Source organism: Nocardioides szechwanensis (genome assembly GCF_900103935.1).
Taxonomy (GTDB): Bacteria; Actinomycetota; Actinomycetes; order Propionibacteriales; family Nocardioidaceae; genus Nocardioides; species Nocardioides szechwanensis.
Genome location: NZ_FNIC01000001.1, coordinates 48,706 through 60,935, shown reverse-complemented (window position 1 = coordinate 60,935; position 12,230 = coordinate 48,706). Strand labels below are relative to the sequence as shown.

Genomic DNA, 12,230 nt, shown 5'->3' with positions numbered 1-12,230 from the left:
TGGGCGAACGTTAGTTGTCGTCGGGGCGCAGGCCGCCGTTGTCTCGCAGGTCAAGCGAGGCCTGGACGGCCTCGTGGCTGCGCGGGTTGTCCGGGTTGTGGCTGGCGGGTCCCCACTCGGGATACATGTCGTACATGGCGCTGCTCCTGGCTTTCACTGGCTGGGTCCGGATGGGCCGGACCGTCGGATGGGAAGACGAAACGTCTTCGCTCCGCCGCAGGAGAGGCGGGACCCACGGATCGCGTGAGAGGAGCTGGACCGAGCAGGATGCGGATCGCGCGAACGCTGATCGGGATCCTGCGGCGGAGCGAGAGACGAGGTAAGAGACCGCACGACGCCGAACACCCGCGGCGAGGTGGCCTCTATGAGCAGATCTACTGCTAGGCCTCGCCGCGGCGCTCGATGAGTACGAATACGCTCCGCATGGTGAGGTCAGAGTAGGGGGCTCGCGTCGCGGTCGGCCACGCCTTCGGGGAACTGCTCGCATGCTGAGACGTCCGTCCCAGGATGAAAGACTCTTGGGGTGAGCGCCTCCCCCGACCTTCCCGACGTGGTCAACCGCGCCTTCGCCGTCTCGCGCAAGGCGGGCTACGTGTCCTTCTGCCGCAACGAGACCGGCCGCCTGCTCGCGACCCTGGCGGCCACCCGCGAGGGCACGATGGCGGAGTTCGGGACCGGCTGCGGCGTGGGCACCGCGTGGCTGCGCTCCGGCGTACGCGGTGACGCCAAGATCATCACCGCCGAGCTCGATGCCAAGCTCGCCGGAGCCGCGGCGGAGATCTTCGTCGACGACCCGCAGGTCGAGGTGCTCGCCGCCGACTGGTCGACCCTGCTCGACAAGGGCCCGTTCTCGCTGCTCTTCCTCGACTCCGGTCAGCCGGGCGAGGTGGGCGTCGACGCCGTGGCCGACCTGGTCGAGGACGGCGGCATCGTGGTGCTCGACGACTTCACCCCCTGCGAGGTGTGGCCCCCGATCACCGGCGGCCGCGTCGACACCCTGCGCGAGAGCTGGCTGACCGACGACCGCTTCACCACCGTCGAGGTCATGGTCGCCTCCGACGCCTCCACCCTCATCGCCACCAAGCGTTGACCCGCCCGAAACTCACCGCCTAGTGCGTTGACCCGCCCGAAAGTTTCGGGCGGGTCAACCTCAAACCGGGACGTACGAGCGCAGCGAGTACTCCCAATGGCGGGACGAAGTCACGCCACCTCCCCGTCGGTGGCGCGGCGGATGACGATGCGGGTCCAGGCGCCGACGTAGACGCGCTCGTCGGGGGCGATCTCCAACTTCCGTCCGACCGGGACCGGCGTGCTCGGGAGTCTGCCGACCGAGCTGCCGACGTAGGTGCCGTTGGAGGAGCCGAGGTCCTCGACCCACCAGCGGGTGCCGTCGGTGGTCAGCTGCGCGTGGCGCCGGCTGATGCCGTTGTCGGAGGACAGGTCGATGTCGGGGGTGATGTTGCGGCTGCGCGAGGCGCGGCCGATCAGCACCGACGTGTGCTTGAGAGGTACGACGGTCGGCAGGCCGGGCGAGGGCAGCGGGTCGGTGCTCTTCTGGTCGGTGTACCAGTCGGGGTCGATCCAGATCTCGGCCACCCACGCGTCGGTGAGCGCGGGCGCCGGATTGGGGTCGGCCGGGGCAGCTGGTGCGGCGCCCGCAGCCGGCGTCGAGCCCGACGACACGTCGAGCGGGTTGAGCGGGCGCGGCATCGTGCCGGTGGTGAAGTCGTAGCCACACGCCTCGCAGAACAGCGCGTTGGCCGGGTTGGCCGCCGAGCAGTTGGGGCACGACGTCGTGTCGGGCGCCGCCGGCGGGACCACCGGCAGGGTGCCCGTGTCGTCCGTAGACGATGCGGGCTGGTCGCCCATGGCGATGCCGCAGACGTCGCAGTAGTCGGTGGCAGCAGTGTCGTGGCCCGCCGGGCAGACGTTCACTTCTTGATCCGGGTCGTCTTGGTCGACGCGGTGTCGAGGGCCATCTCGTCGGCCTTCGCGATGGCCGCCTTGAGCCGGACCGTGCCCTCGCGCTCGTCCTGGATGTCGACGACCTTCTTGAGCTTGGAGGTGGCCTCGTCGTTGCCGGTCTCGGCCGCGAGCTGCACGGCGCGCCCGAGCTTGGTGGTGGCGGTCGCCTCGTCGCCCGCGGCCTTGGCCGCGAGCCCCTCCTGGATCATCGCGGCGAGCTCGGTCTGCCCGGTGTAGTGGGCGACCTGCTGGTCGATCCGCGTGGTCAGCTCGGAGTTGTTGGACCAGGTGGCCTTCACCAGGCCCTGCGTGGCGACGTTGTCGCCGATCGCCAGCTGGACCCGCGCCGCGAGCTGCTCCTGGCCGATCGCCTTGGCCGCGACCCGCACCGCCACGTGGTAGTCACGCGACTCGTCGGCCCACGCGCCGGTCGGGTAGCCGCCGGTCAGCGGGTTGACCACGACCCGGCGGTCGGTAAGGTCCTCGACGGTCGGCGAGACCTGGCGGACGAACAGCACCTGCGCGCCCTGGGGCGTCCAGATCCGCAGCTGCGCGTCGGCGACGCCGCGCGCCATCGAGCTGCGCATCATCTCCTCGAACTGCGCCTGCATCTGCGAGGGCTCCGGGATGATGTCGACGGTGCCGAGCAGCGCCTGGGCGATCCGGCGGATCTCCTCGACCTGCCAGTCGGTGCCGGCACCGCGGCAGTCGCACTGGAAGACGCCGGTGGCCCGACGGATGGCCGCGTCGAGCGAGCCGGGCTGCTCGCGATTCTCGCCGTCGGTGAGCAGGATCGCGTGCCGCTGGGTCGCCTCGGGCACCGACGCGAACAGCGTGCCGGCGAGGTCGAGCCAGGTGCTGATCGCCGTACCGCCGCTGCCGACGAAGCGGCTCACCGCGGTCGTCGCCTCGGCCCGGGTGGCGTCGTTGGCCTGGACCAGGCCCGGCCCGGACTGCACCTGCGGGTAGGCCAGCATCGCCCGGTCGGACCCGGCGATCACCGCGAACCAGGTGCCGTCGACGATCTCGGCGATCGCGGCCATGGCGGCCTGCTTGGCCGCGGCCATCGTCTGCGGACCCATGGAGCCCGACGTGTCGACGATGATCACCTCGCCCGCGGCGCCGCCGCCGGACTGCCCGGCCGTGCCCGCGCCGGTGCAGGTGACGGTGACGATCGCGTTGACGTCGGTGCCGCCGTCGGGCAGGAACTCGTTCTGGTAGACGGACGCGGTGAACTCAGCCATCAGTTCTTCTCCTCGGGATCGACGACAGAGCCGGCGGAACCGGTCTCAGCAGGGGCATTCTGCCCCGCCGGGGCGCCTGGTAGTCGTGCCAACGTCACGGTGATGTTGTCGATGCCGCCCCGGGCGTTGGCGAAGTCGGTCAGGGCGAGCGCGAGCGCGGCCGGCTCGGTGACCCCGGCCGCCTGCATCTGGGCCGTGAGCTCCTCCGGAGTCGAGGCGTAGTTCCACAGCCCGTCGGAGCAGACCATCACCCACCCGGGTCCGGTGACGTCGAGCTCACCGACCGTCGGGGCCAGGTCGGGAGCGTCGCGGCCGAGCCACTTGGTGATCGCGTGCGCCTGCGGCGACGTCTCGGCCTGCGCGCGCGAGATCCCCGACGCGATCATCTGCTGGGCGACCGAGTCGTCGACGGAGAGCTGCACCCCGGGGGCGCCGTCGGGGAACCAGTAGGCGCGGGAGTCGCCGATGTTGGCGTACGACAGGCGGTTGCCCTCGACGACCACGCAGACGAACGTCGCCGACGGCGGGCTGACCGACCCCGCGGGGGTGGTCGCCACGACGGCTTCCTGGGCGGCCGCGACCGCGTCGGTGAACACCTTCGTCACCGCGGCGACCCGGCCTTCCGGCGTGCCCATGCCCTGCGGCAGCGGCGTACGCAGCACCTCGCGGGCGGCGCGCGCCCCGGCGAGCGAGGCGATGTGGGAGTCGTCGGTGTTGGAGACGCCGTCGAGCACCAGGAGCAGGGCGCGCTCCCCGGCCACGGGTGAGGCCAGCAGCGCCATCGCGTCCTCGTTGCGGCTGTGGCGGATGCCGCGGTCGCAGACCCCGGCGACCCAGTCGGCGGGGGCCTCGCGGAAGTGGTCGCGTTCGCTGGGTGCCTTGGTGCCGCACTGCTCGCAGTAGCCGTCGGGCCCGATCGGTCCGCCGCAGCTGTGGCAGGGCACCCGGGCCGGGACGGTCTCGGCCGCGGCAGCCGCTGCCGGCGCGGCCGGCCGGGTGGCGGCGCTGATCGGGGCGGCCTCGTCGAGCGGCGTCGCGCCGTCGGCGGGCAGCGCACCCTTGAGGTCCACCGGGCGGGCACCCGGGTCCGGGGCGGCAGCACCGCTGAGGGAGGCACCGCAGCTCTCGCAGAAGAGCGTGCCGGCGGGCATGTCCGCCGCGCAGGCCGGACAGGTCTGGGTGTCGGTCATGTCAGCGTCCACATCCTTACGGCGTTGGCCTGGTTGACGAGCTCGACACGTTGCCGGTGCTCGGTGGCGTCACGGGCCAGGGCCCGGTAGGACCGCTCGAGCCCGTCGCGAAGCCCTGACTCGGTGGCCGGGTGTGACCCCACCCTGGCATCCGGCCGGGCGTTGCTGCTCAGCACCACCTTGAGAGCCTGCCCCAGGATGCGCACCGTGTAGGTCTCGCGCGTGCGCGGGTCCATCGACACCGACTCGATCGAGCGCATGGCCTGGTCGAGCAGCGCGATGTCCTGGGCGCCGCCGGACAGGAGCACGTCGGCGCGCAGCTGCCGGCTCTCCGGGTAGCCCCGGCTGGTCGACGGCACCTGGTCGAGCGCCGTGACCGCGCCCTGCATGTCGCTGCGCTGGGCGCGCACCCGCGCCATGCCGAACGACGCGGGCGCGACGTACGTCGCGTCGGTCGCGGCGCAGGTCGCGTAGAGCGCCTCGGCGACCTCCGGCAGCTGGCCGCGCTCACAGGCGACGGCGAGCGCGAGCTTGGGCGCGAGCTCGCCGGGCACCTGCTGGTAGACGGCGTTGAAGGAGGCCTTGGCGGTCTCCCAGTCCTGGAGCTGGAGCGCGGCCAGGCCGTCGACCCACAGCGCTCGCCACTCCCACGGGTCCTCGGCGAGGAGGTCGGCGGCGTAGCCCCGGGCCCGCGCGGGCTCCTGCATCTCCAGCGCCGCATGGGCACGGGCCAGCCAGACCTCGGCGGTGTGCTCGGGCGCCTGCTCGAGGTCGGCCAAACGCTGCTTCGGGTCGTCGGCTCCGAGGCCCGAGAGCCAGGCGTACTGGGAGTCGGCGGTGTCGGGGCGCAGTGAGGGCAGCTGGGACCACTCCAGCGCCGCCGAAGAGGTGGCCGGAGACTCGAAGAGCACCGAGGCGGCCGACGTCAGTGCGGTGCCCTGGGTGCGGGACGCGACCACCTCCCGCAGGACGCCGAGCAGCTGGACCCGCAGCTCGTCGGCGGACGCGAACCGGTCGGCGGGGTCGGGCGCGCAGCACTTGGCGATCAGCCAGTAGAGCGAGTCGTACTGGGCGAACAGCGGCGTCGACTCCGGCGGCGGCAACGAGTGGAGGTAGGTGCCCTGATAGCCCCGGAACTCCATGCAGAGCACGACCAGCGTGCGACCGATCGTGTAGATGTCGGAGGCCACGCTGGGCCCGACCTCCGGGACCTCCGGCGCCTGGTAGCCGACGGTGCCGTAGATAGCGGAGTCCGGGTCGTCGATCTTGCGGACGCCGCCGAGGTCGATCAGCTTGATCGCGTCGCCGACCTGGATCAGGTTGTCGGGCTTGAAGTCGCAGTAGACCAGCCCGAGGTCGTGGAGGTACTGGAACGCAGGCAGCACCTCGAGCAGGTAGGCCAGCGCCTGGTCGACCGGCAGCGGGTCATAGGCGCCGTTGTTGTCGCGCATCCGCTGCTTGAGGATCTGCTTGAGCGACTTGCCGCCGACGTACTCCATGACGATGTAGCCGGCACCCTCGTGGGTGACGAAGTTGTAGATCTCGACGATCAGCGGGTGCTCGACCTGCGCGAGGAACTGCTGCTCGGCGATGGCGGCGGCCAGCGCGTCGGGGTCACCGGAGTTGAGCAGGCCCTTGAGCACCACCCAGCGGTTGGAGACGTTGCGGTCCTTGGCGAGGTAGATCCAGCCCAGGCCGCCGTGGGCGATCGCGCCGACGACCTCGTACTGCCCGCCGACCACGTCGCCGGGGCCGAGCTTGGGCGAGAACGAGAACTCCTGCCCGCACTGGGGGCAGAAGCCCTCGGTGCGACCGGGCTGCCCGTCTCGCGAACGGCCGATCTCGGTGCCGCACTTGGAGCAGACCCGCTTGTCCTCGGGCACCTGTGGATCGGGGTTGATCGCCTTGCTCGCGTCGACCGGCGGCGCAGGAGGTACGACGGTCAGCCCGGCGCCCAGCCGGGCCGCGCGCATCCGCTGCGAGCCAGCGCGGGTGCGGCGCGTGGAGGCCGTGCCGTGCGCGCGCTTTGAGCCGATCGCCGCCGACTCGACGCGGCTCGACGAGGTGCGGGTCGAGACGCTGGAGATCCCGTCGCCAGCGGCGGGGGTCGCGCCTCCGGACCCGGCCGTCCCGGCCATGCCGCAGGTGTCGCAGTAGCCGTCGGCGATGGTGCCCGAGCAGCCGGGCTGGGTGCAGGCGGAGCCGTCGGCCGCCGCGGGGCCGCTGGACACTGCTGCCGCCGGCGCCGCTGATGCCGCCGAGGGGGACACCGCCGCAGCGGCGGAGGCCCCCGGCGCGGCGGCCATGCCGCACACGTCGCAGTAGCCGTCGGTGACGGTGCCCGAGCAGCCGGGCTGGGTGCAGGTCGCGTTGCTCATGCGGTGTCCCTCGATCGCGCGGTGGAGCCGAGCTGGTTCAGCCAGGTCTGGTAGGTCGAGACGAGCTGGCGGCAGACCGCCATGGGTGCGGGTTGGCGGGCGAGCACTGCGCGCGCCTGGTGCTCGCTGTCGCGCAGGTCGTCGCGGTCGGCGACACCGAGAGCGCGGGCCTTGGCGACGTAGGCCTCGAGCAGCTCGCCCAGCTCGGCGTGCTCGGCCAGCGCGGCGGCGTACTTCTCCTGTGCGAGCGACAGGGCCTGGCCGACCCGGTCGAGCCGGTCGAGGTAGGGGCCGATCGTGTCGGGGGTGTTGGGGATCGGGCCGAGCGCGTCGACGTCGGGGATCGCGTAGTGCGGGGCGGGGTCGACCGTGCGCACGCAGGTCTCGGCGAGGTGGGTGAGCGCCGACTCTCGGGCCTCGAGGTCGGCCCGCAGCTCCCGCGCCCGCTGGACCTGGCCGCGCGCGTCGCGACGGCGGGCGTTGCCCACGATCAGGTCGCGCTCGAAGCGGGTGGCGTCGTGCTCGAGGGGGGCGAGGAGCCCGCCGACGTCGGCGCCGCGCTCGGCTTTCTCGGCGACGGCCTCCAGCCGGCTCATCAGGCCGGCCAGCTCGCGGACCGCGCCGTCACGACCGTTGGCCGGCTCGAGGCCCACCTGGTCGCGCAGCCGCTCGCACTGCGCGCGCAGCCCCTTGATCCGGGCGGCGGCCGCGTCGGCGCCGGGCACCAGCGAGAGACGGGTGCGGAGCTGCCCGGCGAGCGCGTCGGAGAGCCGGCACGCCTCGGGCAGCGAGACGACCAGGCCACCGGGCAACGAGCTCGCGCCGTCGAGCCGGCCCCAGATCAGGGTGGAGAGCTTCTCGCGCTCCGCCTGGAGCACGCGGCCGCCGTCCCAGGTCGCGAAGACCAGCTGGTAGCGGTCGGACACGGCCTTCCACAGCGCCAGCGACAGCGCCATGTCGGAGGCGACGTCGGCGCCCCGGTTGGCCGCGAGCGCGGCCGTGTCGAGCTCGTCGAGCTCGGTCTTGCGTCCGCGCACCCACGCCTCGAGCTCGCCGAGGTAGGACTGGAGGAGCGCCGGCTCCACCGCCTGCCCCATCCGGCCCGGCGCCGCCGGCGCGGTCAGGGTCACGGTGTCCGGCCGTAGACCGGCTGGGGCTGCGTCGCTCCCCCACCCAGGGTGGGTGCCAGCCACTTCTCGTAGCTGGCCTTCCAGCTGCCGTCGGCGCGCATCCGCTCCAGCACGCCGTTGATGAACCGCACCAGGTCCACGTTGCCGGCGTTGACGCCGATCCCGTAGGGCTCCGCGGAGAAGGCCTCCTGCTCGGGCACGACGGCGTACGGGTCCTGGGTGGCGAGACCGGCGAGCACCGTGTCGTCGCCGGTGATCGCGTCGACGGCGCCCTGCTGGAAGAGCGTCAGGCAGCCGGTGTGGTTGCTGGCGGTCACGATCTCGGCCTCGGGCGACGCACGCTTGATGTTGTCGAGGCTCGAGGTGCCCGTGGGCGCGCACACGCGCAGGTCGGCGAGCTCGGCCGGGGTGTCGACTACCGGCCCCTGCCCGTCGGCGAGGTCGCTGCGGACCAGGATCTTCTGGCCGGAGCGGTAGTACTCCGCGGAGAACGCGATCGACTGCCACCGCACGCAGTTGATGGTCATGTTGCGTACGACGACGTCGACCCGCTCCTCCTGGAGCGCCGTCAGCCGCTCCCCGGCGGTGATGACACGCAGCTCGTAGGCCTTCGGGTCACCGAAGATCGCCTCGGCCACCTGCTCGACCATGTCGATGTCGAAGCCCTCGATCTGGCCGGTGAACGGGTTGTTGGACGCGAGCAGGTAGGTGTCGGCGGAGACACCGGCGATCAGGCGGCCCCGGTCGTAGATCTCGGCCATGGTGCTGATCGACGGGAAGTCGCCCGGGGCCGCCACCGCGATCGGCGTGTAGGAGCGCGTGGGGTTGGTGTCGTCGACGCACACGGCCGGCGTGGTCGCCGGCGCCGCGGGCGTCGTCTCCACGGCCTCCGGCGGGGGTACGACGGTGTCGTCGTAGCCTCCACAGCCACCGAGAACGAGCCCCGCCAGCACCGTGAGTCCGGCCACACGGGACCGGGGGCGGATGCTCATGAGTACTCCTTCCGCCGCTGGGTGACTCCCCAGGTGGCGGCGCCCGCCGCCCCGAGGCCCACCAGCAGGGTCACGATCGTGAGCAGGACGGCGAGGATGCCACCCGAGCGCAGGCTGTCGGTCGTCGTGGTCGCGGCGTCGGTCACGACTGCCTGGGAGGCCTGGTCGAAGGCGGCCAGGGCCTCGCTGCTGCTGCCAGGGTCGGTCGAGGTGGCCAGCTGGACCGCGGCGTTCCAGTCACCCTCGTCGTCCTGGGCGACGATCTCGTCGTGCAGGGCGGCGTAGGTCTGCCACAGCGGCAGGGTCTCGCGGGACGCGTTGTCCTCGACGTCGCGGGCGTGTGCCTCCCACAGCGGCTCCGTCGTGGCCCCCGAGCCCCGGGCGATCAGGCGCCCGCTCTCCGAGGCCTTCGCGTCGTTGGCCGAGGCGCGCGCCGACGACTCCGCGATCGCCAGCCGGAGGCTGCCGGCCCGCAGGTCGTCGTTGTCGCCGGACTTGTTGACGCTCGCCACCAGGCCGACCAGGGTCACCACGGCGATGGCGATCGCGGCGACCGCGATGCCGACGTTGAACCGGCGCCGGAATCGTCGCGCGACCTGGCGGTTGACCCACCAGAGGACGGCGACCGCAGCGAGGCCGGTGAGGAACAGCGGCAGGGTGTTCTGGCCGTCCATCTCGTCCTCGGCCCGCTGGGTGTTGGCGGCGACCAGCGCCTCGAGCATCGGCCCGGCGTCGGCGCGGAGGACGGCACCCGCCGCGCGGAGGTACTGAGCCCCGATCGGGAAGCCCTGCCGGTTGTTGTCGCGGGCCTGGGTGATGCCGGCGACGTACGCCGCCACGGTGGTGTTGAGGTCGGCCAGGACGTCCCTGTCGGCGGGCTGCGCCTCGGCGGCGTTGGCGATGCCGCGCAGGACCTCGTCGATGGCGGCGTCGTACTCCTGGCGCTGCTCGGCCTGCTCGAGGCCCCCGGTCAGGAACGCGTTGGTGGCCAGGGCGTCCGCGCGGAACAGCGAGGACTGGACCTGCTGGAGGCGCACCAGCTGCTCGGTGTTGTCGGCCGCACGGCCGGACGCCTGCCACGCGAGCAGCTGGAACATCGCGCCGAGGATGCCGAACAGCACGCACGCGGTGACGGCGATCGTCTGCCACTGGGTGAGCAGCCGGGGCACGTCCTCGGTGATCGGCGTCGCTGCCGGGCGCCGGGCGTGCTGCGGTGCGGGGACCGGGGTGCCGACCGTAGCCACGGCCTGGCTCGCACGTGCGGACGCGGATGCCTGGCTCATAGTGGCTCCTGCTCGGTGGGGTCGGGCACAGGTTGCCACTCGACGGGCTCGCTGGGCCCGTCAGGTACCACCTGGTCGAGGTCGTCGGCCTCCAGCGTGCGCAGCTGCTCCAGCGTCGGCGCCTCGATGTCGCGCAGCCGCCAAGCATGCCGGCCGATGGCGGCCTCGAGCACGTTGCGGACGTAGCGCGCGTTGCCGAACGTCGGTCCGCGCTCGGCCGCGCCCAGCAGCGCCCGGAGCCGGTCGAGCACGGTCTCGTCGACGTCGTACTCGGCGGCCTTCGCCATCACGCCGAAGATCTTGGCGAGCTCGTCGTCGGTGTAGTCGGCGAAGTCGATCTGGGTGCGGAAGCGGCTCTCGAGCCCGGGGTTCTGGGAGATGAAGATGGCCATCGGCACGGGATAGCCGGCGACGATCACGACCAGGTCGTCGCGCTTGTCCTCCATCTCCTTGACCAGGGTGTCGATGGCCTCCTGGCCGTACTGGTCGCCGGCCAGCGAGTAGGCCTCGTCGATGAACAGCACGCCGCCCTCGGCGCTCTTGACCAGGTCGGCGGTCTTCATCGCGGTCTGGCCGAGGTAGCCGGCCACCATCTCGGAACGGTCGACCTCGACGAGCTGGCCCTTGGAGAGCAGCCCGAGCGCGCGGTAGATGCCGGCCACCAACCGGGCCACGGTGGTCTTGCCGGTGCCGGGGTTGCCGTTGAAGATCAGGTGCCGTGTGATCGTGGGCGAGCTAAGCCCGGCCTCCTTGCGCAGGCCCTCGACCCGCAGGATCGCCGCCTGGCGGTGGATCTCGGCCTTCACGTCGGTCAGCCCGACCAGGGTGTCGAGCTCGGCGAGCAGCTCCTCGACGGTCTTCGGAGCGGGCTCCGGCTCGGCCGGCTGCTCGGGCTTCTCGGGCTCGGTCGGCGGGGCTTGGGTCGCGACCGGGTCACCGGGTTTCGAGACAGGCGCCAGCGCGCCTTCCTCAGCCAGCGATGAGCGGGAGTCCTGCTGCACCAGGTCGAGGTTGGAGAGCTTGCGCTGGACCTGGCCGAGCTGGTCCATCATCTGCGCGAGGAAGTGGTCACCCGAGCGCGCGGCCTGGTCGTGCGGCGCGTTGAAGTCGAGGGCGCCCGGCGCAGCTGTGGGCGCGGGCGTCCGGCTCTCGCCGAGCTGGGCCGCGGCCGCGGTGGCGGCGTTGCCGACCGCGCGGGGGTTCTCCTCGCCGAGCGTGGCCGCGGCCAGCGCGACGTCGGAGAGCGCCTGGGCGTACGCCGGGGCGTGGGCCGAGCCGGCCAGCGAGAGGCCGCTCATGGTCGGCGTCGGGGCCGAGCGGAAGCGCCGGCCGCGCGAGGCGGCGTCCATGAAGTCCTCCGAGGAGGTCGCGCGGCCGGTCTGCTCCGACCAGTCGACGAAGGCCCCGCGGGAGGGCTCGGCGATGGTGGCCGCCAGGCACTCGCCCTCGCGGCGCGCCTCGGTGGCGTCGACCCCGGCGGTGGTGGCCGCGGCGGCCAGCGCGTCGAGGGCGGCGGCGAGCGTGAGGGCGTCAGTCATGCGGGGATCCCAGGGTCAGGTCGGTGCCACCGGAGTGGCCGAACTTGCTCTCGAGGAACATGCCGTGCGCCAGGAGTGCCTGGGCGTCGGCGCGGTTGGCGGCGTCGAAGATCTGGTCCATCGTCGAGCCGAGCAGCTCGAGCTGGTCGATCAGCACCATCAGCGAGGTCTTGTAGCCATCGATCGGCCGGGTGTCGGCCCAGTCGCGCGGCAGCCGGAGGTAGCCGCCGACCGCCTCGGGGAGGTAGTCGGTCGCGGTGGCCACCACGGAGTAGCTCTCCATGCTGCCGAGGCCGAGGTTGCGCAGCCGGGGCAGGGTGTCGTTGATCGTGCGGGCGATCCGGATCACCCGCGACGTCACCACCGGCGGGGCGTTGCCCTCGGCGAGCATCGCGTTGACCCGGTTGAGCGAGGCCAGGATGTCCTGCTCGGTGGGCGCGGCCGGGACCGCCGACGGGGCGTCGTCGTCCGACCCCCGTCGGCGCTTCAGCCACGACCTGAGACTCAAGA

General features: G+C 72.4%; 11 protein-coding genes. 1 reads left to right on the top strand and 10 read right to left on the bottom strand.

Annotated features, from left to right (window positions below; genetic code table 11):
• Window positions 1-10: 10 nt before the first annotated feature.
• Entirely contained in the window at window positions 11-136 is a 126-nt protein-coding gene (locus tag BLR90_RS21595; protein ID WP_281245363.1) for a hypothetical protein, read from the bottom strand.
• 387 nt (window positions 137-523) lie between these two features.
• On the opposite strand from BLR90_RS21595, the gene BLR90_RS00295 reads away from it, so the two are divergent.
• Window positions 524-1,090, top strand: coding sequence for an O-methyltransferase (locus BLR90_RS00295; RefSeq protein WP_091021530.1), 567 nt, complete (start codon window positions 524-526; stop codon window positions 1,088-1,090).
• A gap of 110 nt (window positions 1,091-1,200) precedes the next feature.
• Here the strand turns inward: BLR90_RS00295 and BLR90_RS00290 are convergent, their stop codons facing one another.
• Genes BLR90_RS00290 through BLR90_RS00250 form a run of 9 tightly spaced genes read right to left on the bottom strand, consistent with a single transcriptional unit; the run spans window position 1,201 to window position 12,228 of the window.
• Window positions 1,201-1,935 carry an FHA domain-containing protein gene (locus BLR90_RS00290; RefSeq protein WP_245715069.1) on the bottom strand — a complete coding sequence of 245 codons (735 nt, stop codon included), beginning with the start codon at window positions 1,933-1,935 and terminating at the stop codon, window positions 1,201-1,203.
• Window positions 1,932-3,209, bottom strand: coding sequence for a vWA domain-containing protein (locus BLR90_RS00285; protein ID WP_091021528.1), 1,278 nt, complete (start codon window positions 3,207-3,209; stop codon window positions 1,932-1,934). The genes BLR90_RS00290 and BLR90_RS00285 overlap by 4 nt, the downstream gene beginning before the upstream one ends.
• A complete protein-coding gene (locus BLR90_RS00280) occupies window positions 3,209-4,399 on the bottom strand; it encodes a PP2C family protein-serine/threonine phosphatase (RefSeq protein ID WP_091021526.1) in 1,191 nt (396 codons plus the stop codon). The genes BLR90_RS00285 and BLR90_RS00280 overlap by 1 nt, the downstream gene beginning before the upstream one ends.
• A complete protein-coding gene (locus tag BLR90_RS00275; RefSeq protein WP_091021524.1) occupies window positions 4,396-6,777 on the bottom strand; it encodes a serine/threonine-protein kinase in 2,382 nt (793 codons plus the stop codon). Before BLR90_RS00275 ends, BLR90_RS00280 begins: the two co-directional genes overlap by 4 nt.
• Window positions 6,774-7,907: a hypothetical protein gene (locus tag BLR90_RS00270; RefSeq protein WP_091021522.1), complete on the bottom strand. Its 1,134-nt coding sequence runs from the start codon at window positions 7,905-7,907 to the stop codon at window positions 6,774-6,776. The genes BLR90_RS00275 and BLR90_RS00270 overlap by 4 nt, the downstream gene beginning before the upstream one ends.
• Entirely contained in the window at window positions 7,904-8,899 is a 996-nt protein-coding gene (locus BLR90_RS00265; RefSeq protein WP_091021520.1) for a glutamate ABC transporter substrate-binding protein, read from the bottom strand. Before BLR90_RS00265 ends, BLR90_RS00270 begins: the two co-directional genes overlap by 4 nt.
• Window positions 8,896-10,182, bottom strand: coding sequence for a hypothetical protein (locus BLR90_RS00260; protein WP_091021519.1), 1,287 nt, complete (start codon window positions 10,180-10,182; stop codon window positions 8,896-8,898). Before BLR90_RS00260 ends, BLR90_RS00265 begins: the two co-directional genes overlap by 4 nt.
• The gene (locus BLR90_RS00255) at window positions 10,179-11,720 is read right to left on the bottom strand and encodes an AAA family ATPase (RefSeq protein WP_091021517.1); all 1,542 of its coding nucleotides are present in this window, start codon (window positions 11,718-11,720) and stop codon (window positions 10,179-10,181) included. Before BLR90_RS00255 ends, BLR90_RS00260 begins: the two co-directional genes overlap by 4 nt.
• On the bottom strand, window positions 11,713-12,228 hold the full coding sequence (locus BLR90_RS00250; RefSeq protein ID WP_091021516.1) for a hypothetical protein: 516 nt from the start codon (window positions 12,226-12,228) through the stop codon (window positions 11,713-11,715). The genes BLR90_RS00255 and BLR90_RS00250 overlap by 8 nt, the downstream gene beginning before the upstream one ends.
• Window positions 12,229-12,230 lie beyond the last annotated feature (2 nt).